Origin of the sequence: Nonomuraea fastidiosa (assembly GCF_042751225.1) — a bacterium.
In the GTDB taxonomy this organism is placed as follows: Bacteria; Actinomycetota; Actinomycetes; order Streptosporangiales; family Streptosporangiaceae; genus Nonomuraea; species Nonomuraea fastidiosa.
Genome location: NZ_CP170570.1, coordinates 7,882,900 through 7,905,590, shown reverse-complemented (window position 1 = coordinate 7,905,590; position 22,691 = coordinate 7,882,900). Strand labels below are relative to the sequence as shown.

Below are 22,691 nucleotides of genomic sequence, written 5' to 3'. Positions count from 1 at the left end.
TAAACAAGATAGCAGCTAGCGTTCGTTTACGTGTCAATGACTTCCCTGCGGATTCTCGTGATCACGTGCAGCACCCGTCCCGGCGCACTTGGCCCGGTCGTGACCCGGTGGCTGACCGGCGCCCTCGCCGAACGGGCGGCGCAGCTCGGCGCCGAGCTCGTACCCGTCGCCCTGAGCGACCTTGACCTGCCGTTCCTCGACGAAGAGGAGCCGCCCGCCGGCGGCCGCTACCGCAACGAGCACACCCGGCGGTGGAGCGCCATGGTGGACGCCGCCGACGGCTTCATCGCGGTCACCCCCGAGTACAACTACGGCATGCCGGCCGCGTTCAAGAACGCCCTCGACTACCTGAGCAGGGAGTGGGCGTGGAAGCCGATGGGCTTCGTCAGCTACGGCAACACCTCGGCCGGCACCCGGTCGGTCCAGCACGCCAAGCAGGTCGTCACCACGCTGCGGCTGGTGCCGCTGGGCGCGACGGTCGCCCTGCGCATCGGGGACGCCGTCGAGGGCGGGAGCCTGCGCCCGGACCCCGCCCGCGATCGGGCCGCCGCCGGGATGCTGGACGAGCTGGTCCGCCTGGCCCACGCCCTGCGGCCGATGCGCGAGCGCCTGCGCCCCGATGCCGTGCCCGCGCCGCTGCCCGGCGCGTACGTCAGGCCGCTGACCCCGGACGACGCCCCGGACGTCCTGGTGTTGCAGCGCTGCTGCTGGGTGGATGAGGCGCTGGCCAACGACACCCTGGACATCACGGCCCTGGGGGAGTCGCTGGAGGACGTACGCGCCTGGCTGGCGGCCTGGCAGGCGCTCGGCCTGTGGCGGGACGGCCGGCTGCTCGGCATGGTGCGGACGCGCCGCGTCGGCGACGACTGGCACGTGGGCCGCCTCGCCGTCGTCCCCGACCTGCGCGGCCAGGGCGCAGGACGCCACCTCCTGCACGAGGCCGAGTCCGCCGCCGAGCCGGGCTGCCGCCGCATCGTGCTGTCCACCGGCGCGCGCAGCGCCCGCAACCTCCGCCTCTACCAGGCCCAGGGCTACCGGGTGGAGTCGTCGGACGGTCTTTCGACGGTCCTGGCCAAAGCCGTTTCCGCGTATGCCGGTGACGAGCCGGCGATGGCGAGCTGACCTGCCGCGACACCGATGTTCGAGGCTGCCGGCCCGGAGTGGCTGCAGAACATACCGAAAACATACCGGTCATCCGTAACGTTCCTTGCGTTCATCGCCACAACCGACGAATCACGGCAGAGGGGGCTACGAATGACGTGTTTCAGCCTGCGTGGAGAAGGCCAGAAGAGGTGCCGGCGCCTCGATCAGCAGGACCTCGTGCTGCTTCCGCTGAGCCGGGCGGCGTGCCCGGGAAGGTGATCGCGCGCCCGGAGCCGTACCAGGTCGCCCCAGGTCAGGTCCTGGTCCGGCACCGGCTCGCCGCCCCGCGTGACCAGGCGCAGGCGCACGGCAACGGTGGCGGCGGCTTCCGGCAGTTCGCCGATCGCGGCCACGAGGTCGGCTCCGTGGCGGCGGACGAGGTCGATGCGCTCGGCGTGCGTGGTGGAGGCGATGAGCGCGGCGATCGCGTTCGCGTCCATGGCGGGGCGGTTGTCGATCGTGACGGGCAGGTTCGCGTGCAGCCGGCGGGCGGCGGTGGCGAGCATGCGGTCGCTCAGCGCTATGTGGCTCAGCGTCCAGTCGGCCTCGGGTGTCGGCTCGCCGATCGCCCGCGCGGCGGCGATCAGGTCGGTGTAGGCGGCTTCCAGTGCTGTGGTGTCCATGGCGTTCCTTCGAGTCAGGCGGGGATCGGGCGGCGGCGCTGTACGCGGGCCAGCGCGGCCGGCAGCACCAGGCAGAGCAGGGCGACGGCGGCGGCGAACCACTGCACGGCCGCGAGCAGGCCGGTGACCGTGGCGAGCAGGCCGACGCCGATCACCGGCAGCCCGACACCGAGGTAGACGACCACGTAGAAGCCGGACAGCACCTCGGCGTGCCGGTCGCGCGGGGCGGCCTGGCTGACGGCGGTGAGGCCGCCGAGGAACACCAGGCCCTGCCCGACGCCGCCGACCACGGTGGCGGCCAGCAGCAGGGGCGGCGACGAGACGGCCCCGGCCAGCGCCAGCAGGACGAGCCCGGCGGCCAGGAGCGGAAGTCCGGCCCGCTCCAGGCGCCGGGCCGGCCTGCCGTACCCGGCGAGCTGGGCGAGCGCGGAGCACAGCAGCATCAGCGCGACGGCCGCGCCGCTCAGGAACAGGTTGCGGCTGCCCGAGAGCGTCGCGACGTACGCGGGGACGAGCGAGAGGAAGAGGCCGACCACGGCGAAGGCGAGGAAGGCCGCCGTCCCGCTGGTCGCGAACACCGGCCGGACCTCGGCGGGCACCTCCGGGCGGCGGGGCCGCCAGCGGCTCGTCGCCTCCGCCTTGGGCAGCGCCAGGATCACGGCCGCCGCGGGGACCAGCAGCGCGATCTCCAGCACGTACGGCAGGACGTGCGGGGCCGGGGCGTACTCGGCCAGCAGCCCCGCCAGCACGGGCCCGAGCCCGAGCCCGGCTGCGGCGGCCACGGTGGACACCAGCGCGGCCCTGCGGCGGTCGCCGGTGGGTTCGAGCTCGGCGAGCACGGCGGTCAGCGCCCCCGACGCCGTGCCGAGCGCGATGCCCTGCAAAACGCGGGCGGCGAACAGCCACGCGGTGCTCTCGGCCAGCGCGAACGCCAGCGACCCCAGCGCCGCCACGCCCACCGCCGGCAGGAGCACCGTGCGGCGGCCCACGGTGTCCGCCAGCGGCCCGGCCACCAGCAGGGACGGGATCAGCACGGCGGCGTACACGGCGAAGATCAGCGTCACCACCAGCGGCGAGAAGCCGAAGCGCTCCTCATAGCCGCGATACAGCGGCGTGGGCAGATTCGTGCCGGTCAGCAGGACCAGCATCGCGTACGCGGTGCCCCAGAACTTCCAGCGGGCACGGCGATCCACGGACATGGGTCCTCCAGTGACAGGTTATGTTCGGGTTCGCCGAACATAACACATGTTCATGAATCCTGAACATGGTTGGTAGGCTGGACCCATGGCCAGCAGGACCGCCACCGCACTCGTCCACCCCGACCGCGCCGACCTGGAGTTCACCACCGTGCTCGCCGCCCTGAGCGACCCGGTGCGGCTGGCCATCGTCGCCCGGCTCGCCGACGTGTGGCCCGACGGAGAGCTGGCGTGTACGACGTTCGCGCTGCCGGTCAGCAAGTCCACCCAGAGCGGCCACTTCAAGGTGCTGCGCGAGGCCGGCGTGATCCGGCAGCGGGACGAGGGCACCCGCAGGCTCAACAGCCTGCGCCGCGACGACCTCGACGCCCGCTTCCCCGGCCTGCTCGACATCGCCGTTCCGCAGGGCCGCGCCATCCTCGCGACCTGGTGACCGGGTACGTCCGCGCCGGCTACCGGGTCGCCGCCCGCGCGGAGCGGCAGGACTGGTGGGATGCCGGGCTCACCGTGCCCCGGCTGGTGTCGCTGAGCGACTGCATGGTGGAGCTGGTGGCCTCGGACTCCGCAGGCTGGGACCACTGGTTCGCCGACCCGGAGGAGGCCGAGAGCGCCAGGCGGCGGGCGGGTCCCGGATGGCACGTGCTCGGGGTCGGGTTCGCCGCCGCCGACCTGCCCGAGCTGCTGGCCGACATGGCCGACGGCGCGAAGGCGGCGGGCGACACCCTCCCGGAACGGCTGGAGCGGCGCGAGCCGTTCCCCGGCCCCGGCGAGCGGCGGCTGGGGTTCGAGCCGGTCGGCTACGGCGGCGGGATCTGGCACTCCTGGACCTGCATCGGCGGCCTCGTCACCGACGTCGCCCGAGCCACCCGCATCCGGCCCGGCTCCGGCGGGCTGATCCTCGACGAGCAGCAGGCGCGCAGGGCCGCGCAATGGCTCACCGCCTCGGGGCTCGGGGAGCCCAAGGTGTACTTCTGGTCGGCCGCGCTGGTCACCGCACCGATCCCGGCGGGTTGAGCTCAGAGGACGCGCCGGCGCGAGTTCAGGAGGCGCGGCGTCGGGATCGGGCCGAACCCGACGGCACGAGTTCAGGAGGCGCGGCGGCGCGACCGGGCCAGCGCGAGACCGCCGAGAAGCATGGCGATCGGGCCGACCACCAGGTCCACGAAGCCGCCGACGATGCCGTACCCGGTGCCGGGACCGCCCTCGGCGGCGGCCACGACCAGCCCGCCGATGACCGCGGCACCCAGCCCCGCGGCCAGGGCGACGATGGCACCCCTCCTCGTGGAACGGACGAGGGCCAGGCCCCCGATGACGATGCCGGCAACGCCCAGCACCCCGCCCACCACCGACCAGAGGCGACCGGTGGTCAGGTCGTACGCACCGACAGGCTGGGCCAGAACCTGCGCGGCGGCTGCGCTCAGCGCGTGCGAAATGAACATGGTGATCCTTTCGGTCGATCGGGTTCGTTGTGATCAGCCGCTCAGCTCGACGCGGCGGCCCGGTTCCGAGCCAGGCCGCCGAGGAAGGCGCCGGCCAGGCCGAGCGCGAGGGCCACGGCCGCCCCGAAAACGCCGTTACCGGTGCCGAGACCGCCATCGGCGACGGCCAGCTTCACCGCGCCGTTGACCCCGCCGATCAGCCCCAGCGTCAGGGCCGCGACGGACAGCCTTCTGCCACCGGTGCCGGGACGGCGGGCGGAGCGCAGTGCCAGCCAGCCGGTGATCGCGCCGGCCAGCGCCACCAGGGCGGCCACGCTCGCCCAGACGCGCGCGGGAGTGCCGATGAAGGTGTCGATCCCCTGGCCCGCGCATTCCGCGGGCGACGTACAGACCGGCGATGCGAGTGCGAGCAGGAGGGACATCGGACGTCCTTTCGGTCGGGTGGCGGGTGCCCGCGAGCGTTCTGCGGGCTTCACGTGATCGAGCGTCGCGCCGATGAGGGGGCCGCCGCCTCGGGCAGCGGACGGCGGCCGGTACGCAATCGCGCGTACACATCCGCTCCCTCGGTACGCCCGCCGACGTAGACGGGCCGGGACTGCGGGCTGAGGCGGTCCTGCCTGCGGCGATCGTAGGATCTCGGCATGGAACACCGCGTGCCGTCGCTGCGCCTGCCGGTTGCGGTGCAGGACGCGTTGCTCGCGCTCTTCATCGCCGTCATGCAGGTCCAGGGCACGATCGTGCGCAACGCCGGCGAGGTCGTGCAGCGCCCGCTCGACGGCCTCGCGTACGCCCTGCTCATCGTGAGCGGCCTGGCCGTCGCCGTGCGCCGCCGCTGGCCGGTGCCGGTGTTCGCCGTGGCCGCGCTCGCCAGTGCGGCGTACTACGTCCTCGGCTACCCCGACGGGTCCGGCTGGCTCGGGCTCTTCATCGCCCTCTACACGGTCGCCGCTTACGGCGACGGACGCCGCTCGCTGCTGATCGCCGGTGGAGGCATGGCCGTGCTCTCCGCCTGCTGGCTGGTCGCCGCGGCCGACATCGAGCCGCGCGCGGCGATCGGCTGGGTGTACTTCAGGATCGGCGCGTCGGTGATGAGCGTCGCGCTCGGCGAGTCCGTACGGACCAGGCAGGTCATCGCCGCCGAGGCCCAGCGCCGCGCCGAGCTGGCCGAACGCACCCGCGAAGAGGAGGCCAGGGCGCGCGTCGACGCCGAACGGCTGCGGATCGCCCGCGAGGTCCACGACACCGTCGCGCACGCCATAGCCATCATCAACGTCCAGTCAGGGGTGACCGCGCACGTCCTCGACAAGCGGCCCGACGTGGCGCGCGAGGCGCTGCGCACCATCGAACAGACCAGCTCCCGCGCGCTGCACGAGATGCGGGCCATCCTCGGCGTGCTGCGCGGCGACGACGAGGAGGGGCGGGTGCCGTACCCGGGGCTTGACCAGATCGGCGAGCTGGCGGCCAAGGCCCGTGACGCCGGGCTGGACATCACGATCGAGGAGGACCCGCCGGTCGCGCCGCTGCCCAGCGCGGTCGGCGGCGCCGCGTACCGGATCGTCCAGGAGTCGATCACGAACGTGGTCCGCCACGTCGGCCCCACCCGGGTGACGGTGGCGCTGCGTTCCGGGCCGGACGCGTTGGAGATCCGCGTGACCGACGAGGGCCGCCGTGAGGCTCCCGTCCAGGAGGCGTACTCCGAGCCCGGTCGCGGGATCATCGGCATGCGCGAGCGCTGCCTGCTGCTCGGCGGGGAGTTCGACGCCGGTCCGAGGCCGGGCGGCGGGTTCGAGGTCAGAGCACGGCTGCCGCTCGCGCCGACGGGAGCGCGCCTGTGACCATCAAGGTGCTGATCGCCGACGACGAGGGCCTCGTACGGTCCGGGTTCAAGGTCCTGCTCGACCTCGAGGACGACATCACGGTGGTGGGGGAGGCCACCAACGGTGCGGAGGCCGTCGAACGTGCCCGCGCCACCCGTCCCGACGTCGTGCTCATGGACATCCGCATGCCCAAGGTGGACGGCATCCAGGCCACCGCCGAGATCGCCGGGACGCGCGGGCTGGAAGAGGTCCGCGTGCTCATCCTCACCACGTACGACACCGACGAGTACGTCTTCGACGCCCTGCAGGCCGGGGCCAGCGGCTTCCTGCTCAAGGACGCCGGACCGGCCGAGCTGCTGCACGCCATCCGGGTGATCGCCGCGGGGGAGGCGCTGCTCGCGCCGCGCATCACGCGCCGCCTCATCGGCCACTTCGCCGCGAGCCGGGCCGCCGCCAAGGCCGCCGAGGACCGGCTGGCGGTGCTGACCGAGCGCGAGCGCGAGGTGCTGGCGCTGGTGGGGGAGGGGCTGAGCAACCAGGAGATCGGCGCCCGGCTGTTCCTCAGCCCGGCCACCGCGCGTACGCACGTCAGCCGGGCGATGACCAAGCTGGGCGCCCGCGATCGCGCGCAGCTCGTCGTGATCGCCTACCAGACCGGCCTGGTCAGCCCGTAAGCACCTGTCAAGGATCCTTGACAGGCGTGCATGGTGTGTCAAGGATCCTTGACACCATGAGCGACTTGGATCGAGCGCTTCGAACGTTGCGCGACACCTTGGACGAGCTGATCCGCGACGACCCCATCGCGGCGATGCGGGCCGCGGCGCAGGCCGAAGCCCTCGCGCGCGACGCCGCACAGCGCGCCGTCGCGGCGGCCTGCATCACGGCGCAGGCGTCGTGGACGGACGTCGGCGCCGCCTTCGGCGTCAGCAGGCAGGCCGCCCACCAGCGCTTCGCCCGCCACATCCGGTCGGCCCGCCGATGATCCGGTCCCGCGCCCGGGTGGCTCGCCGATGATCGGGTCCCGCGCCCGGGTGGCTCGCCGATGATCGGGTCCCGGGCGCTGGCTCTGCTCAGCGCCGTCGGCACCCTCGCCTTTCTCGCCGCCGCTCTAACGCTTCACGGACTGCAGCCGGAGCTGGATCCGGTCAGCGTGACGGTCAGCGAGCACGTGCTCGGCTCTGGCGGGTGGCCGTTCACCGTGGGATGCGCGGCCTGGGGGCTGGGTTCGCTCGCGCTGGCCGCACTCCTGGCCGGAACCGGCCGGTCGCGTACCAGTACTGCGCCGCAGGCCGGCGCCGGTCGCCGGCGTGCCGGTGCCAGGTTGCCGGCCGGCGGCGGTCAGTCACGTGCCGGGATCGCGCTGCTGGTGGCGTGGGCGGTCGGTATTCTGCTGGTCGCGATCTTTCCGACCGACCCGATCGACCGGGCGAGCCACGTCAAGACGCCCCTGACCCGGGAGATCCGCGAGGCCGTCGAGCGGACCTGGGGCGTCACAGGCGATGGCGAGCGGCTGCACGGCGGGGAGGAGTCGGCGGCCTACCGCCTCGACGGGCACGTCATCCGCATCGGCCCGGCCGGGCGCGCCGCCGCCGAGCTGGAATGGTGCCACGCGATCGCCCGCCACGCCGCCGCCGGGCTCCCCGAGGCCGTCGCGCCGCTGCCGACCTCCGAGGGGACGACGGTCATCGTCGTGGCGGGCCGCCCGATCTCGTGCCGGCCGTACGTCGAGGGCGAATGGCCGGACGCCGACGTCCCCGCCCAGCGCGACGCCGGGGCCCGCCTGCTCGCCAGGCTGCACAGAGCCCTGGCCGACGTACGTCCCGGCCCGCGCCCGGTGCCCGCCTTCCAGGAGTCCGGCCTGTACGGCGACCCGCCCCGGGACGCCGCCGAGCTGCGCGACCCCGACCTGGACCGCTGGCTCGCCGGCTTCCGCGCCCGCCACCCCACCCGCCACCCCCTGCACGGCGACTACTACACCGGCAACACCCTGGCCAGGGACGGCCGGCTCGTGGCGGTGCTGGACTGGGACGAGGCGTTCGTCGGCGCCCCCGAGCTGGAGCTGGGCGCCGCCGCTCTGGAGTGGGGCGACGACGTGGCCGGGCCGAGCAGGGAGTTCGTGGCCGCCTACCACGAGGCGGGCGGCACGGCGCGGCCGCTGGATGAGGAGGCGCCGGCCCAGCTCGTACGGCACAAGCTCCGCAGGGAGTACGCCTACTTCCACAAGGCCGTCCAGGCGGGCGTGCGGCACGACGAGGAGGACCTGGAATATCACCGCATCCGCGTCGAGCTGTTCCACCGCCTCAGCCCCTGACCAGCGCTCAGGCGTTCCCGGGGCACGGGGCGCCGGCCGTCTCTGAGACGCGGGGCTGCAGGCGGCTCTGGAACGCGGCGGTGTCAAGCGTCCTTCAGGCCGGGACGTGACGCGTCCTGAAGACGCCGTGCGGTCAGGCGTTCTTCGGGCGTGGCGCGGTGATGCGGCGGACGGCTTCGAGGAGCGCGGCGCGATGCTCGCGGAGCCGTCCGGCCGAGCGGGGATCGTCGCCCGCGACCGCCGCCAGCGCGGGTGGGGCGTCGAGCCAGCTCTCGGTCAGGCGCAGCACCATGGCGAACAGGTCCACCGCGGGCAGGCGGTCGTCGATGCGGCCCTCGCGCTGCGCGGCGGCGACCGCCTCCACCTTTGCGCGGTAGCCCTCGATCTCGGCCTCGCCGGGCTCGCCCTGCTCGAAGCGGCGCCAGGCGGCGAGCCTGGCGGTCTGCGGGTGGGCGAGCATGTAGTCGAATCGGGCGCCGGCGTACGCGACGAGGTCGCCGTCGATGAGCGGCGTCTCGCGGGCCAGCTCGCCGATCTGGCGCCGCAGCACGGCGTCGAACAGCTGCTCCTTGTCGCCGAAGTAGACGTACAGCAGGCGTTTGTTGGCGCCGGCCCGCTCGGCGATACGGTCGATGCGGGCGCCGGCCAGGCCGTGCTCGGCGAACTCGGTGGTGGCCGCGGCGAGCAGCAGCTCCTTGGTGGCGGCGCTGTCGCGGGGGCGTGAAGATCGCGAGGCGTTCGTGGCCATGCGGATCACTCTAGCGCAAGTAACTAACTTTTGATTTACGTCGTGAGCGCCAGCCGGCCGGCCCGGGCGTCTTCTGCTCGCCCAAGGAGCCCGACGCGGCCATCGTCGTGCCGCGCGAGGTGGTCGAGCTGGGCATCACCGCCTACGCCGCGTTCTTCCCGCTCGGCGGCTTCACCCCGCTGCGGACGCTGAGCGACGTCGCCGCCCGCCTCGGCGCCTCGCCGCAGCAGGTGGCGCTGGCGTCGCTGCTGCGCAGCCGGGCGTACTGCTGCATACGGCTGATGGACATGCCGGTCTCGCGCAGCCGGATCAGGAACTCCAGCCAGCCGAGGTCGGAGGCCGCGTAGCTGCGATGGCCGTGGGGAGTGCGCGCGACCCGTTCGATCAGCCCGGCCCGTTCGTAATAGCGCAGTGTGTCGGCGGAGAGGCCGGTACGTGCGGCGACCTGGGTGATCGTGAGGGCCGGCGGCTCCTGCTTGAGTGCATGTCCGTCGCTCATGGGACGAACGCTAGGTGTTGGAGTGCACTCCACGTCAAACGGCGGAGAAGGTGTGCAGCAGGAACCGGATGCGGGTGGTGAGCTCGTCGGCCGTACGGACGAACGCCGCATGACCGCCCTCGCCGGCCGGGTCCGGCAGGCTCCAGTGCGTCACCTCCGGGGCCCCCGGGAACTCGGGGCACACCTCGCGCACCCGGTCGCACAGGGTGATCACCCGGTCGAAGCGGCCGGCGAGCTCGTCGAGGTGCTTGGGGCGGTGGCCGGTCATGTCGAGCCCGCGTTCGTGCATGACGCGGACGGCGTCGGGGTGCAGCGGCTTGGGCGCGCTGCCCGCGCTGGCGACCTCGACCCGTGGGCCGCCGAGATGGCGCAGGATCGCCTCGGCCATCTGCGACCTGGAGCTGTTGCCGGTGCACAGGAACAGCACCCGGACGGGCGGCGGCGCGGCCGAGCCGTCCGGCGGCGGGGGCGGCGCGGCCGGGATCATGCGCAGGCCCGGGTGCAGCGCCGCCCCGGCCCGTACGAGCAGGTCGCGGCAGGCGGCGAGGTCGAGGCTGTAGTACGTGTCGCGCTTGTCGGCCGAGCTGCGCCGCATGGTCACCAGCCCGCCCGCGCGCAGCCGGCCGAGATGGTACGACGTCAGGCCCTGCGTCTGGCCGACCAGCGCCGTCAGCTCGCGGACCTGCCGGTCGCCGCGCGCCAGCTCGCTCAGCAGCCGCCACCGCACCGGGTGGCCGGTCAGGCGCAGGAAGTCCGGCGGCGGGGGAGTGTCACTCATCGTATGTCTCAACATACATCAAAATGATTCGATCAGTCAGAGAAGGGAGTGCGCCAGGCCGATCGCGGCGCCGCCCGCGATGAGCCAGGCGTTGTTCAGCCGGGTACGCCACAGCAGCACCAGACTGATCAACGCGATGGCGGCGGTCGGCAGGTCGATGAGCGCGGTGCGCGCGAGCTCGTAGGACACCCCGGCCATGAGCGCCAGCGCGGTGGCGTTGACGCCGTCGAGCAGCGCGGACGTCCACCGTGATGCGCGCAGCCTGCTCGTGATCCTGGTGAGCAGGCCGACGAAGACGAACGACGGCAGGAAGATCGCCACGGTCGCGAGGAACGCGCCAGGCCCGGCGACGAGGTAGCCGACGAACGTGGCCGTGGTGAAGACCGGACCCGGCGTCACCTGGCCGACCGAGACGGCGTCGGTGAGCTGCTGCGAGGTGATCCAGCCGAGCCGCTCGACGAAGTCGCCCTGCAGGAAGGCCAGCAGAACGTAGCCGCTGCCGTACAGCACCGAGCCGATCTTCAGCATGGTGAGGAAGAGCTGGGCGAGCTGGCCTCCGGTCGGGTCGGGGAACGTGGGCGCGCCGCCGAGCGCGAGCACGGGCGCGGCGAGCAGCCCCTGCAGGCCCTCGCGCGAGCGCGGCAGGTGCGCGGCGGCGGCCAGCAGCGCGCCGGCCGCGAGGATCAGCAGCTCGTTGACGCCCAGCAGGTACGCCGCCAGCGCCGCGACCGACACCGCACCCAGCCACCAGGACTTGATCACGGTCTTCAGCAGGCCGAACAGGGCGTGGGCGATGATGGCGATCACCACGGGGACGACGCCGTACAGGATGCCCTCGACCGCCGGGGTGCCGCCGTAGGTGACGTACGCCCAGGCCAGCGCGGTGACGATGAGCGCGGCGGGCAGGATGAAGCACGCCCCCGCCAGGATCAGGCCACGCCTGCCCGCCCGGTCGTGGCCCAGATGGATGGCCAGCTCGGTGGAGTTGGGGCCGGGGATCAGGTTGGTGGCGCCCATGAGGTCGGCGAAGCGCTCGTCGGTCACCCAGCCGCGGCGGCGTACGAGCTCATCGCGCATCATCGCGGTGTGCGCGGCCGGGCCGCCGAAGGCGATCGTGCCCAGCTTCAGGAAGAGCAGGGCCACCTCCCCGGCCCGCCCCGTCCGGTCCCCGCCGGAGTGCTCGTCCACCCCTGCCCGTCCTTCCCTTGCATCGGCGCTTGCTAGTACATCAAACCAGATTGATGTACTGTCTCAACCGGCGGCCCCGGCCGGGCGCCGCCCCACCGCGTCGGACCCTCGTCAGGAGGCACCGTCATGGCCGCACCCGAGCAGTACGCCGGCGTCCGCTACCTCGTCGACGACGTCCAGGCGGCCGTCGACTTCTACACGACCCATCTCGGCTTCACCGTCCGCATCGCGGTCGTGCCCGCGTTCGCCGACGTCGTACGCGGGCCGCTGCGGCTCCTGCTGTCCGGGCCGTCCAGCTCCGGCGCCCGCGCCACCCCGGAAGGCACCCCGGCGGGCCGCAACCGCATCCACCTCGTCTGTGACGACCTCGACGCCGAGATCAAGCGGCTGCGCGAGGGCGGCGTGCCGTTCCGCAGTGAGGTCGTCTCGGGTCCCGGCGGGCGGCAGATCCTGCTCGCCGACCCGTCGGGCAACCTCGTCGAGCTGTTCGAGCCCCGCTGACCCGCCGCCTCGCCGGTCCGTCGGCCCTCCGCCCCGCTTCGGCCTGCCCGACCGCCCTCCCGATCGCCGTCGCGGTCGCGTCCTTACGCTGTCCTCATGGACCAGCGACTGAGTGACGATCTCGCCGACCTGCCCGTCCTGCTGCACGAGGCGCGCGAGCGCGCCGCCCGGTTCCTGGCAGGGGTGGGGGAGCGGCCGGTCGGGCCGCCGCCTGCGCCGCGCGAGCCCGTCCCGCTGCCCGAGCGCGGTCAGGGGACTCGGGGCGCGCTGGAGGCGTTCGAACGCCGCTGGGAGCCCGGCCTCTCGGCCAGCCCCGGCCCCCGCTACCTGGGCTTCGTCACCGGCGGCAGCACGCCCGCCGCGCTCGCCGGCGACTGGCTGACCAGCGCCTACGACCAGAACGCGGCGAGCGGCGGCGACTCCTCGGCCGCCGACCTCGAACGCGAGACCGTCACCTGGCTGCGCGACCTGCTCGGGTTGCCCGCCGAGCAGGGCCTGGCCGCGCTCGGTCCGGTGCGGGTGCTGTCCGGCACGCCGCACTCCAGCGTCGGCAAGGCGCTGTCGGTGCTCGGGCTCGGCAGGTCGGCGCTGCGGCGGGTCGGCGCGCTGCCCGGCAGGGAGGCGGTGGACGTCGAACGGCTTGAAGCGGCGCTGCGCGAGCTGGACGGCGAGCCCGCCATCGTGGTCGCCAACGCCGGCACGGTCAACACCGCCGACTTCGACGACCTGCGGGCGGTCGCCGCGCTGCGGGAGCGGTATCCGTTCTGGCTCCACGTGGACGCCGCGTTCGGCGCGTTCGCGGCGCTCTCGCCCGAGCACGCCCACCTGGTCGACGGGCTGGGCGCGGCCGACTCGATCTGCCTCGACCTGCACAAGTGGCTGAACGTCCCCTACGACAGCGCGGTGCAGTTCACCCGCCGCCGCGACCTGCAGGCGCGCGTTTTTCGGAACTCCGCCGCCTACCTCGGCCCGCTCGGCGACCGGCCCGACTACCTGCACCTGACGCCGGAGAACTCCCGCCGGCTGCGGGCGCTGCCCGCCTGGTTCACGCTGGCCGCGTACGGGCGGGAGGGGCACGCGGAGATCGTCCGGCGGGACATCGCGCTCGCCGCCCGGCTCGGCGAACGGCTGGCCGCCATGCCCGCCTACCGGCTGCTCGCCCCGGTCCGGCTGAACGTCGTCTGCTTCACGCTCGCCTCCGCCCCGGAGCACATCGCGGAGGTGGCGCGCGCGGTCGCCGAAACCGGCGAGGCGCTGCTCACCACCACCGAGTACGCGGGCGTCCCCGCGCTGCGGGCGGCGTTCTCCAACTGGCGGACGACCGAGGCCGACGTGGACCGCGTGGCCAAGGCCCTGGAACGCGCGGCGGGCTGACCGCTCGGACGTGAGCGGACTGGGCCCGAGCAGGTATCAGCTCGGGCGGAGGCGACCTCGCGCCAGGACGGGGACCCGGCTCAAGCGGGGCCGGCCTGGCTCAGGCCGGGGCGGCTTCCGTTCGTGCTTGAGCGGCTTCGGCCAGCGGAGTGAACAGCGCCCCCAGCTTGCTCACCGTCTCGGGCACGATCCGGTAGTAGACCCAGGTGCCGCGCCGCTCACCATCGATGAGCCCGGCGGTGCGCAGCACCTTGAGGTGGTGCGAGATCGTCGGCGCTGTCAGATCGAAGGCGCCGGTGAGATCGCACACGCACGCCTCGCCGCCCGGATGGCAGCCGATCATCGACAGCAGACGCAGCCGTACGGGGTCGGCGACGGCCTTGAGCAGGACCGCGGCCTCGGCGGCCGCACCCTCCGAGATCGGCTCGCGGGTGATGGGCGCGCAGCACGCGGTCATGGCTCCCCCCTCTGTTTCGATGACGGTCTAAATGATAGGAGACGCGGCGGCGTGAACGCGGGCCCGCAACCGCAGGATCACCATGGCCACCACCGCAGCCGCCAGCGACCCGGTCAGCACCGCGACCTTCACCTGCTCGGCCCCGGCCGCGCCGAAGGCCAGCTCCCCGATCAGCAGCGACACGGTGAACCCGATGCCGGACAGCACGGCGAGCCCCGCCATGTCGATCCAGCCGAGCCCTTCGTCCAGCGTGGCACGGGTGAAGCGGGACACCAGCCACGTCGCGCCCAGGATGCCGAGCGGCTTGCCGACCAGCAGGCCGGCCAGAATGCCGAGGGCGATCGGCTCGGTCAGCGTGTCCGCGAGCCCGGAGAGCCCGCCGAGCGACACCCCGGCGGAGAAGAACGCGAAGACCGGCACGGCGACGCCCGCCGATATCGGCCGGAAGCGGTGCTCGAAATGCTCGGCGGGCCCGGTCGCCTCGGCTCCGTCACGTGCCGCGACGGGGACGGTCAGCGCCAGCAGCACCCCGGCCACGGTGGCGTGCACCCCCGAGGCGTGCACCAGCGCCCACGTGGCGAACGCCGCCGGCAGCAGCAGCCACCAGGCCCGCACCCCGCGCCGTACCAGCAGCGCGAAGACCGCCAGCGGCACCAGGGCCGCGAGCAGCGGCAGCACCGCGAGGTGCGAGGTGTAGAAGAGGGCGATGACCACGATGGCGATCAGGTCGTCCACCACGGCCAGCGTCAGCAGGAACGTCCGCAGCGCCTCCGGCAGGGAACGCCCGATCACGGCCAGCACCGCGAGCGCGAACGCGATGTCGGTGGCGGTCGGGATGGCCCAGCCCTGAGCGCCGCCCGCGCCGCCGGCGATCGCCAGGTAGACCAGCGCGGGCAGCAGCACGCCGCCGAAGGCGGCGGCCACCGGCACCGCGGCCCGCCGCGCGTCGCGCAGGTCGCCCGCGACGAACTCGCGTTTCAGCTCCAGCCCCGCCACGAAGAAGAAGATCGCCAGCAGCCCGTCGGCGGCCCAGGTGGCCAGGTCGAGCCGCAGGTGCAGCGCGGCGGGGCCCACCTCGAACGCGCGCAGCTCCTCGTAGGTTCGCGCCCACGGAGAGTTGGCCAGGACGAGCGCCGCGAGGGCGGCCACCAGCAGCAGCGCGCCGCCGATGGTCTCCTTGCGGAGGATGGCGGCGATGCGACGGGCTTCGGGCCAGGTGCTGCGGTCGAGCAGTTTGCGGGCAGGGCGGGATGACGTGGTCGGGGTGCCGGGCATGAAACTCCGCTCGTGGCAGGGGACAGGTCGGACAATCGCCGACCAGGCTTCCCGGCACACCACCCAAGAACCTACCAAAGCGCGCAAAACGTAAACATCAGGTCGGCTCCCGGGCGAGCACGCCCGCCGGTGAACCGGCCGCTGCCCCGGCCACCGCGCGCGAGCGAGCCTGAGACGCCTCCGGCCCGCGCCGATCCACCCGGGCCGCAGCACCGGGCAGCCGGTGACCACGGCCGGTGCCGCGGCCCGGGGTGGATCGGCGCGGGCCGGACGCGGCCAGCCGCCGCGCGCTCATCGCGGTGTTGCGCAGCCGCCGCCACGGATGGGTGAGGAACGTGGAGTTCTCCATCAGCGCGGCGCCGATCTGCGGATGGGCGGCCTCCAGCAGGGTGGCCCTGAGCACCGCGAGGCCCCAGCGCGCCTCGTGGACCAGGGGGCGCAGCAGGGAGTCTGGGCCGAAGACGTCGGCGTCCCGCCGCGTGGAGGTGTGGCTCATCGCGGGTCCTTTCCTGTCATGGTGGCGGGGCGGACGTCGCCGAAGCAGCGCCGGCGGCGCATGTAGACGTCGAGGCACTCGGAGAAGTGGGCGGCGCGGAAGTCGGGCCAGAGCACCTGGGGGAAGACCCACTCGGCGTAGGCCACCTGCCAGAGCATGAAGTTGGAGATGCGCTGCTCGCCGGAGGTGCGGATGACGAGATCGACGTCGGGGGTGTCGGGGTAGGGCAGGTGCGCGGCGAAGCTCGCCTCGGTGACCTCGTCGGCGGGCGTCGCGGACCTGATCAGCGAACGGGCTGCCTGCACGATGTCGCGGCGGCCGCCGTGGTCGAAGGCGACGGTCAGCGTCATGCTCCTGTTGTCGCGGGTGAGCGTCATCAGGTCGGCGATGTCGGCCACCAGCGGGGCCGGGATGCGCGGATCTGTCATGCCGAGGAACCGGCAGCGGATGCCGCGCGCGTGCAGCGCCGGCGCGTGCTTGCGGATGGCGCGGCGGACGAGCCGCATCAGCGTGTCGATCTCACCGGCGGGCCGCCGCCAGTTCTCCGTGGAGAACGCGTACAGGCTGAGCCAGCCGACACCGGCGGCGCGGGCCGCCTCGATGACGTCCATCACGGCCGCCTCGGCGGCCTCGTGACCGGCGGTGCGCGGCAGCGAACGCTGCTCGGCCCAGCGGCCGTTCCCATCCATCACGCACGCCACGTGACGCGGCACACCCATGACCACCCCTATAGCCGAACGTTACCTCGCCAATACTGTATGTGTTCGGCGGGGGTCCGGCATATCCTCGATCCCGGCCGGGAAGGTGGTATCGGCGAGTCCTGGCCGCCGTGCCGCGCAACCGAGCAGGGAAGCCGGCCCCGCTCATTCGGTACGCAGCGCGCCGGCGATGGTGAGCCGGGCCGCCCGCCGGGCGGGCAGGAACGCGCCCAGCACCGCGATCGCCACGCCCGCCACCAGCAGCGCGGCCAGCGCCGCGACCCGCCACACGTCGAGCAGCATCGCGGGCGCGCCCAGCCCGGCCGCATCCAGCATGGCCAGCACGACGACCCGATGCGAGGCCACACCGATCGGCAGGCCGGCCAGGCCGCCCACGACGCCCAGCAGTGCCATGGACGTCACCGTCATCAGCGTCACCTGGCGCGGCGTCATCCCGATCGACTTCAGCATGGCCAGGTCGCGGCGGCGCTCGCGGGTGGTGAGCACGACGGTGTTGAAGACACCCAGCGTCGCCACCGTGCCCAGCAGCACGGTGAACAGGGCCGCCGCGCCGATGACGGCCACGCTGTGCTGATCGGCCTGCGACTTCGCCCGCGGATACAGGCCGGGCTCGGCCGCCTTGACCGCGGCGTTGAACCGCTCGACGTCGGTGCCGGGGGCGAGCCCCACCTCGTACTGGGTGGCGCGGCCCGCGGGGTCGAGCGCGGTCAGCGTGGACCAGCTCGCGATGATCAGGTCGTCGGCGGCGTCCATGACCTCGCCCACGATCGTGGCCTGGGTGCGGGCGCCGCCGAGCGCGAGCGTGAGCCGGTCGCCGACGCGCAGCCCGAAGCGCCTCATGAACGCCGAGGGCGCGGCGACCTCGCCCGGTCCGGCTACGTAGCGGCCCGCCACCACCACGTCGCCCCGGCTCGCGGCGTCGCCGCGCAGGAACTGGGCCATGCTGCGGCTGGTCAGGCCGGGGAGCTGCACGTCGATCCAGGCGTTGGCGGTGACGTGGCGGACGCCGGGCCGGGAGCGCAGCAGCGCCTCGATGGCGGCGTCGTCCAGCGTGGGCCTGACCTGGCCGGGGCGTCCGACATGGACGATGGAGTGGACGCGGCCGACGCGCTGCGCGGTGTCGCCGTACGCGGTCATCGTCTGGAACAGCCCGGTGGCGAGCGTCACGGCCGCCACCCCGAGCACGATCGCGGCCAGCGTCATCGCCGAACGGCCCGGACGGGCGAACGGCAGGCCCAGGCCCAGGCTCACCGGCCGGGGCAGCCGGCTGCCGGACAGCAGGCGCTGGACCGCCTGCCCGCGTCCCGGCCTGGGCGCGCTGCCGGCGCGGATGGTCTCGGCGGCCGGCAGCCGGTGGGCGCGGGAGGCGGGCACGAGCGCGGCCAGCACGACCACGGCCGGCACGCCGAGCAGCGCTGCTACGTACACCGGCCAGCCGATGCCGAGCCCGATGGCCGCGCCGATCCCGGCGAACACGAGGTCAAGCAGCTTCTGCGAGACCAGCGCCCCGAGCACCGTTCCGGCGAGGCATCCGGCGAACGCCGGCAGCAGCACCATCATCAGGAAGCCGGCCATGACCTGGTCGGGGGTGAACCCCAGGGATTTGAGCACGCCGATCTGCCGCTGCCCGGCGACGACCGCGCCGCTGATGACGTTGGCCACGATCAGCACCGCCACCAGCAGCCCCAGCAGGCCGAACCCCGCCAGGAACGGCAGGTACGCCTCGGCCGCGCGCGAGACGTCCCGCTTGACCGTGAGATACGACTGCGTGCCGAGCACACCGGACGGCGGCAGCCCCGCGGTGACGGCCGCCGTGGCCGCGCGCACCTCGGCCGCCGTCTCCGCCGCGACGAACCGGTACAGCATCTGGGCGGACGCGGGCTTCATCGCCTCCATCTGCGCGGGCGCGACCCACGCCTCGGCCGTCCTGGTGACGCTGGAGGCCAGGCCGACGACGGTGAAGCGCAGCCCCTCGACGGTCTGGACGGCGGCGCCGACGAGGTCGCCGAAGACCGGATCGACCGGCCGGTTCACCACGATCTCGCCGGGCCGCTCGGCCCACCGGCCCGCCCACAGCTCGACCCGGTCCACCGGGCCGCCCGGCCCCGGACGTCCGACCACCGTGAGCGGTCCAGGCGGCAGGCTCTGCCGGGTGTCCGCGACCGTCACCACGCTCTGCCCGTACGGCCCCGCCGCCGCCTCGACCCCCGGCCTGCGCGCCGTCTCCGCGAGCAGTGCGTCGGAGACCGCCGCCCGGTCGAAGGTCGCCACGACGTGCGGCCCGCGCTGCGCGGCGAACGTCCGGTCGAACGGCCCCGACGACGCCTCCAGCAGGCCGAGCGCCACCACGATCGCCACCGTGGAGCACAGCACCACCACGGCCAGGATCGCGCTCTGCAACCTGCGCCGCCGCACCGCCGCAAGCGCGATGCCCCAGACCGCGCTCACCGGGACGACTCCAGCGTCCGCTCGGCGGTGACCCTGCCGTCGGCCAGCTCGACCACCCGGCTCGCGCACCGCTCGGCCAGCCGTTCGTCATGGGTCACCAGCAGCAGGGTCTGGCCGATCTGGTGCAGGTCGAGCAGCAGGTCCATGACCTGCTCGCCGGAGTGGCTGTCCAGCGCGCCGGTCGGCTCGTCGGCCAGCAGCACGGCCGGGCGGTTCATCAGGGCGCGCGCCACGGCCACCCGCTGGCGCTCGCCGCCGCTCAGCACCGCCGGATACATCCGGGCCCGGCCCGCGATGCCCAGCTCGTCCAGCAGGTCGAGCGCCCGCCGCCGCGCCTGGGCGGCGGTCGTGCCGGTGAGCTGGGCGGCCAGCGCCACGTTGTCCAGCGCGGACAGGTCGTCGATCAGGTTGAAGAACTGGAAGATCATGCCGACCCGGCGGCGCCGGAACAGCGCCAGGCCGGTCTCGTTCATGGCGCCCAGGTCCTCGCCGTGCACGACGACCCGGCCCGAGCTGGGCCGGTCGAGCCCGGCGATGAGGTTGAGCAGCGTCGACTTGCCGCAGCCGGACGGTCCCATCACCGCGACCGCCTCACCGGCGCGGATCTCCAGCGAGACGCCGTCCAGCGCCACCGTCTCGCCGTAGTGCTTGCGTACCTGGTCGAGTCCTACGACGACCTCGCGTCCGGCTGTCATGGCAGGAGGCTACAAACGGCCCGGCCGGGCGGGCATCGGCCTGCGGATGTAATCCGGCCCCGATGTCATCCTCAGGAGGTAGTGCGGGCCCGCACGCGCTTGCGCCAAGGTAGAGGGGTGGGTGCGGAGTGGACGTACGGCTTGGTCGTCATCGTCGTGGTGCTGCTCGCAGCCGCGCTGGCACTCGGCGCCGCACTCGTACGGGCACACCGCCGCTACCGCGCGGTCGTCGAAGAACGCGGCCGCATGCTGGAACGGGAGTCCGCCAGGGCGGCGCGGGCGGCGGTGGACGCCGAGCGGGCCAGGATCGCCAGGGAGCTGCACGACATCGTCAGCCACAACGTCAGCCTCATGGTCGTCCAGGCGAGCGCGGCACGCGAGGTGATGACCGTCCAGCCCGAGGAGTGCGCCGAGGCGCTCAAAGAGGTCGAGAACGCCGGTCGCTCCGCGATGTCCGAGCTGCGCCACCTGCTGGGACTGCTGGCGCCCTCACCTGACGGCACCGACGAACCCGCCGGACCCGCCGAGCCCGCCGGCGCCGGCCTCGCCCCGTCGCCCGACCTCAGCGGCCTCGACCGGCTGATCGACCGGTTCGCGTTCGCCGGGCTGAACGTGGAGAGCCGCATCCTGGGCGAGCCGCGCCCGCTGCCGCCCGGCATCGGCGCGACCGTCTACCGGATCGTCCAGGAAGCGCTGACCAACGCGCTCAAACACGCCGAGCCCGACACGAAGGCCGAGGTGACGATCCGGTACGCCGGTAACCACGTACGGGTGGAGGTGCTCAACACCGGACCCAGCGTGCTCACCTCCGACGGGACCTCCGCTCCGGGGGAGCGGCGTGCCGGCGGGGCCCCCTGTTCCGGGGGAGCGGCGTGACGAGGCGAGCCCTGTTCCGGGGGAGCGGCGTGACGACGCGAGCCCTGTTCTGAGGGAGCGGCGTGCCGGCGGGGCCGGGCGCGGCCTGCTCGGGCTGCGCGAAAGGGTCGCCGTCTATGGCGGGCACCTGGACGCCCGGCGGCGCCTGGGCGGCGGCTACCGCGTCCGCGCCCGCATCCCCCTCCCACCGCCCGACCCGTCCGGCCCGACCGGCACCGCCGCCGGCCCGTCCAGCACGCCTGACGCCGTCCCGCGCGCCGCCGACCCGTCCGGCCCGCTTGCGGGCGATCCGCCCCGCCCACCCGAGCCGTCCCCCTCCGAACCCGGCTCCCGGCTCCGGCAGGGCGGGCGATGAGCGCCGAGCCCGCGCCGCGCGTCCTGATCGTCGACGACCAGCGGCTCATCAGGACCGGATTCCGGCTGATCCTCACCACGCGCGGCATCGACGTGGTGGGCGAGGCGGCCGACGGCCTGGAGGCGGTGGCGGCGGCGCGGGAGCTGCGCCCTGACGTCGTCTTGATGGACATCCGCATGCCGAGGCTCGACGGCCTTGAGGCGGCCAGGCGGGTGCTCGCGCAGGACCCGGACTGCCGCGTGCTCATGCTCACCACGTTCGACCTCGACCGGTACGTCTACGCCGCGCTGGCGCTCGGCGCGAGCGGCTTCCTGCTCAAAGACGTCACCGCCGAGCACCTCGCCAGCGCCGTGCGGCTGGTCACCACCGGCGACGCCCTGCTCGCCCCGTCGATCACCCGCCGCCTCGTCGAGCGGTACGCGGGCCCGCCCGCCACCCGCGTGCCCGCCGACCTGAGCGCGCTGACGGCACGCGAGATCGAGGTGCTGACGCTGGTGGGCCGCGGGCTGTCCAACGCCGAGCTGGCCGAGGCGCTGACGCTGAGCGAGGCGACGGTCAAGACGCACGTGGCCCGCATCTTCACCAAGCTCGGCCTGCGCGACCGGGCCCAGGCGGTCGTGGTCGCGTACGAGACCGGCCTGGTCACACCAGGATCCGGCTAGCGGCGCCGTGACACGCTCATGACATCACGCTGACGTCCCGCGGACATCGCCGCACCACAGTGGACGCAGCCGGCCGAGTGCCGGCCTCGTACCGCTGAGAAGAAGGCTGATGGATCGTGACGAAACGCCTGCGCGTGGCCGTGCTGGGAGGCGGGCCGTCCGCCGAGCACGAGGTGTCGCTGCAGTCGGCCCAGGCCGTGCTCGACGCGCTGCCCGCCGACCTGTACGAGCCCGTGCCCGTGATCATCGACCGGCACGGCCGGTGGCCGGTGGAGCTGCGGCGTGACCTGGTGGACGTCGTCTTCCCCGCGCTGCACGGGCCGTTCGGCGAGGACGGCGTCGTCCAGGGGCACCTGCAGACGCTGGGCCTGCCGTACGTGGGGTGCGGCGTGCTGGCCTCGGCCGTGGCGATGGACAAGGTGGCGATGCGGCGCGCGTTCATCGCCGAGGGGCTGCCGGTCACCCCGCACGTGTGGTTCACCGCCCACGAGTGGCGCGCCACCACCGACCCGTGGGCGCTGGTGAAGCCGCTCGACTGGCCGATGTACGTCAAACCGGCCAACATGGGCTCCTCCATCGGCGTCTCGCGCGTCACGACCATGGACGAGCTGCGCGCCGGCGTGGAGCTCGCGCTCACCTACGACCGGGTGGTGGTCGTCGAGCAGGGCGTGACGGCGCGCGAGATCGTCTGCGGGGTGCTCGGCGACCATGACACGCCGGAGGCGTCGGTGCCGGGCGAGCTGATCGTGCCCGGCGAGTGGCTCGACTACGAGGCCAAATACCTCGGCCGGGCGGAGATCGCCGCCATCCCCGCCGAACTGCCGGAACGCATCGCCGAGGACGTGCGCGAGCTGGCTCTGCGCGCCTTCCGCGCGATCGGCGGCTACGGGCTCGCCCGGGTCGACTTCTTCTACGACGAGCAGGAGGGCCGCCTGTACGTGGGCGAGATCAACACCATGCCCGGTTTCACCGCGCGTTCCGTCTACGCCAGGGTGTGGGAGGCGAGCGGGGTGGCGTACCCGGAGCTGCTGCGCCGCCTCATCGACCTCGCGCTCATCAGGAGCGCCGCATGATCCGCATCGACCTCGCGC

Annotated in this window: 28 protein-coding genes; 13 read left to right on the top strand and 15 right to left on the bottom strand. The window is 73.6% G+C overall.

Features of this window, described 5'->3' with window-relative positions; all coding sequences use genetic code 11:
* The first annotated feature begins 36 nt into the window (after positions 1-36).
* On the top strand, positions 37-1,122 hold the full coding sequence (locus tag ACFMQL_RS36430) for a bifunctional NAD(P)H-dependent oxidoreductase/GNAT family N-acetyltransferase (RefSeq protein WP_364070797.1): 1,086 nt from the start codon (positions 37-39) through the stop codon (positions 1,120-1,122).
* Positions 1,123-1,307: 185 nt separating this feature from the next.
* Here ACFMQL_RS36430 and ACFMQL_RS36425 read toward each other — a convergent pair whose 3' ends face one another.
* Both ACFMQL_RS36425 and ACFMQL_RS36420 read right to left on the bottom strand, forming a co-directional pair.
* A complete protein-coding gene (locus ACFMQL_RS36425; RefSeq protein WP_364070714.1) occupies positions 1,308-1,766 on the bottom strand; it encodes a hypothetical protein in 459 nt (152 codons plus the stop codon).
* Between the two features lie 14 nt (positions 1,767-1,780).
* Positions 1,781-2,965: an MFS transporter gene (locus ACFMQL_RS36420; protein ID WP_364070717.1), complete on the bottom strand. Its 1,185-nt coding sequence runs from the start codon at positions 2,963-2,965 to the stop codon at positions 1,781-1,783.
* An 85-nt stretch (positions 2,966-3,050) separates the two neighbouring features.
* On the opposite strand from ACFMQL_RS36420, the gene ACFMQL_RS36415 reads away from it, so the two are divergent.
* Complete coding sequence (locus tag ACFMQL_RS36415; protein ID WP_364070719.1) at positions 3,051-3,395, top strand: helix-turn-helix domain-containing protein; 345 nt, start codon at positions 3,051-3,053, stop codon at positions 3,393-3,395.
* On the top strand, positions 3,392-3,976 hold the full coding sequence (locus tag ACFMQL_RS36410; protein ID WP_364070721.1) for a hypothetical protein: 585 nt from the start codon (positions 3,392-3,394) through the stop codon (positions 3,974-3,976). Before ACFMQL_RS36415 ends, ACFMQL_RS36410 begins: the two co-directional genes overlap by 4 nt.
* A 71-nt stretch (positions 3,977-4,047) precedes the next feature.
* Here ACFMQL_RS36410 and ACFMQL_RS36405 read toward each other — a convergent pair whose 3' ends face one another.
* From ACFMQL_RS36405 to ACFMQL_RS36395, 3 genes are read right to left on the bottom strand one after another with little or no spacing between them, the layout of a single operon-like run.
* The gene (locus tag ACFMQL_RS36405) at positions 4,048-4,401 is read right to left on the bottom strand and encodes a DUF6223 family protein (protein WP_364070722.1); all 354 of its coding nucleotides are present in this window, start codon (positions 4,399-4,401) and stop codon (positions 4,048-4,050) included.
* Positions 4,402-4,442: 41 nt separating this feature from the next.
* A complete protein-coding gene (locus tag ACFMQL_RS36400; protein ID WP_364070724.1) occupies positions 4,443-4,823 on the bottom strand; it encodes a DUF6223 family protein in 381 nt (126 codons plus the stop codon).
* Between the two features lie 50 nt (positions 4,824-4,873).
* A complete protein-coding gene (locus ACFMQL_RS36395; protein ID WP_364070727.1) occupies positions 4,874-5,044 on the bottom strand; it encodes a hypothetical protein in 171 nt (56 codons plus the stop codon).
* Here ACFMQL_RS36395 and ACFMQL_RS36390 point away from each other — a divergent pair.
* The 4 genes from ACFMQL_RS36390 to ACFMQL_RS36375 are packed head-to-tail and all read left to right on the top strand — an operon-like array spanning position 5,043 to position 8,529.
* Complete coding sequence (locus ACFMQL_RS36390; protein ID WP_364070729.1) at positions 5,043-6,236, top strand: sensor histidine kinase; 1,194 nt, start codon at positions 5,043-5,045, stop codon at positions 6,234-6,236. The two genes, ACFMQL_RS36395 and ACFMQL_RS36390, sit on opposite strands and share 2 nt — an antisense overlap.
* A complete protein-coding gene (locus ACFMQL_RS36385; protein ID WP_378789340.1) occupies positions 6,233-6,892 on the top strand; it encodes a response regulator in 660 nt (219 codons plus the stop codon). The genes ACFMQL_RS36390 and ACFMQL_RS36385 overlap by 4 nt, the downstream gene beginning before the upstream one ends.
* Before the next feature lie 56 nt (positions 6,893-6,948).
* Complete coding sequence (locus tag ACFMQL_RS36380; RefSeq protein ID WP_378789339.1) at positions 6,949-7,200, top strand: hypothetical protein; 252 nt, start codon at positions 6,949-6,951, stop codon at positions 7,198-7,200.
* Positions 7,201-7,260: 60 nt separating this feature from the next.
* A complete protein-coding gene (locus tag ACFMQL_RS36375) occupies positions 7,261-8,529 on the top strand; it encodes a phosphotransferase enzyme family protein (RefSeq protein ID WP_378789338.1) in 1,269 nt (422 codons plus the stop codon).
* A gap of 133 nt (positions 8,530-8,662) precedes the next feature.
* Here ACFMQL_RS36375 and ACFMQL_RS36370 read toward each other — a convergent pair whose 3' ends face one another.
* From ACFMQL_RS36370 to chrA, 4 genes are all read right to left on the bottom strand, one after another.
* Positions 8,663-9,277, bottom strand: coding sequence for a TetR family transcriptional regulator (locus ACFMQL_RS36370; protein WP_364070738.1), 615 nt, complete (start codon positions 9,275-9,277; stop codon positions 8,663-8,665).
* Positions 9,278-9,419: 142 nt separating this feature from the next.
* Entirely contained in the window at positions 9,420-9,776 is a 357-nt protein-coding gene (locus ACFMQL_RS36365) for a MerR family transcriptional regulator (protein WP_364070740.1), read from the bottom strand.
* Between the two features lie 34 nt (positions 9,777-9,810).
* The gene (locus ACFMQL_RS36360; protein ID WP_378789336.1) at positions 9,811-10,554 is read right to left on the bottom strand and encodes a MarR family transcriptional regulator; all 744 of its coding nucleotides are present in this window, start codon (positions 10,552-10,554) and stop codon (positions 9,811-9,813) included.
* A 36-nt stretch (positions 10,555-10,590) separates the two neighbouring features.
* The gene (chrA, locus tag ACFMQL_RS36355) at positions 10,591-11,742 is read right to left on the bottom strand and encodes a chromate efflux transporter (protein WP_378789334.1); all 1,152 of its coding nucleotides are present in this window, start codon (positions 11,740-11,742) and stop codon (positions 10,591-10,593) included.
* A gap of 126 nt (positions 11,743-11,868) precedes the next feature.
* Between chrA and ACFMQL_RS36350 the strand changes: the two genes are divergently transcribed.
* Positions 11,869-12,243, top strand: coding sequence for a VOC family protein (locus ACFMQL_RS36350; protein ID WP_364070747.1), 375 nt, complete (start codon positions 11,869-11,871; stop codon positions 12,241-12,243).
* Positions 12,244-12,339: 96 nt separating this feature from the next.
* On the top strand, positions 12,340-13,617 hold the full coding sequence (locus ACFMQL_RS36345) for a pyridoxal phosphate-dependent decarboxylase family protein (protein ID WP_378789332.1): 1,278 nt from the start codon (positions 12,340-12,342) through the stop codon (positions 13,615-13,617).
* A 100-nt stretch (positions 13,618-13,717) separates the two neighbouring features.
* On the opposite strand, the gene ACFMQL_RS36340 is transcribed toward ACFMQL_RS36345, so the two are convergent.
* The 6 genes from ACFMQL_RS36340 to ACFMQL_RS36315 all read right to left on the bottom strand — a co-directional run bounded on the left by ACFMQL_RS36340 (position 13,718) and on the right by ACFMQL_RS36315 (position 19,707).
* The gene (locus tag ACFMQL_RS36340; protein WP_378789330.1) at positions 13,718-14,074 is read right to left on the bottom strand and encodes a metalloregulator ArsR/SmtB family transcription factor; all 357 of its coding nucleotides are present in this window, start codon (positions 14,072-14,074) and stop codon (positions 13,718-13,720) included.
* Between the two features lie 27 nt (positions 14,075-14,101).
* Positions 14,102-15,349, bottom strand: coding sequence for a Na+/H+ antiporter NhaA (gene nhaA, locus ACFMQL_RS36335; protein ID WP_364070753.1), 1,248 nt, complete (start codon positions 15,347-15,349; stop codon positions 14,102-14,104).
* 97 nt (positions 15,350-15,446) lie between these two features.
* Positions 15,447-15,845, bottom strand: coding sequence for an oxygenase MpaB family protein (locus ACFMQL_RS36330; RefSeq protein ID WP_378789328.1), 399 nt, complete (start codon positions 15,843-15,845; stop codon positions 15,447-15,449).
* Positions 15,842-16,564 (bottom strand): polyprenyl diphosphate synthase, encoded by a 723-nt coding sequence (gene uppS / locus ACFMQL_RS36325; protein ID WP_378789326.1) that lies wholly within the window; start codon positions 16,562-16,564, stop codon positions 15,842-15,844. The genes ACFMQL_RS36330 and uppS overlap by 4 nt, the downstream gene beginning before the upstream one ends.
* 144 nt (positions 16,565-16,708) lie before the next feature.
* A complete protein-coding gene (locus ACFMQL_RS36320) occupies positions 16,709-19,012 on the bottom strand; it encodes an FtsX-like permease family protein (protein WP_378789325.1) in 2,304 nt (767 codons plus the stop codon).
* A complete protein-coding gene (locus tag ACFMQL_RS36315) occupies positions 19,009-19,707 on the bottom strand; it encodes an ABC transporter ATP-binding protein (protein WP_378789323.1) in 699 nt (232 codons plus the stop codon). The genes ACFMQL_RS36320 and ACFMQL_RS36315 overlap by 4 nt, the downstream gene beginning before the upstream one ends.
* Positions 19,708-19,824: 117 nt before the next feature.
* On the opposite strand from ACFMQL_RS36315, the gene ACFMQL_RS36310 reads away from it, so the two are divergent.
* From ACFMQL_RS36310 to ACFMQL_RS36295, 4 genes are all read left to right on the top strand, one after another.
* A complete protein-coding gene (locus ACFMQL_RS36310; protein ID WP_378789321.1) occupies positions 19,825-20,583 on the top strand; it encodes a sensor histidine kinase in 759 nt (252 codons plus the stop codon).
* Entirely contained in the window at positions 20,546-20,938 is a 393-nt protein-coding gene (locus ACFMQL_RS36305; RefSeq protein ID WP_378789319.1) for a hypothetical protein, read from the top strand. Before ACFMQL_RS36310 ends, ACFMQL_RS36305 begins: the two co-directional genes overlap by 38 nt.
* Positions 20,935-21,600, top strand: coding sequence for a response regulator transcription factor (locus tag ACFMQL_RS36300; RefSeq protein WP_364070768.1), 666 nt, complete (start codon positions 20,935-20,937; stop codon positions 21,598-21,600). Before ACFMQL_RS36305 ends, ACFMQL_RS36300 begins: the two co-directional genes overlap by 4 nt.
* Positions 21,601-21,716: 116 nt before the next feature.
* Complete coding sequence (locus ACFMQL_RS36295; RefSeq protein WP_364070770.1) at positions 21,717-22,673, top strand: D-alanine--D-alanine ligase family protein; 957 nt, start codon at positions 21,717-21,719, stop codon at positions 22,671-22,673.
* The last annotated feature ends 18 nt before the right edge of the window (positions 22,674-22,691 follow it).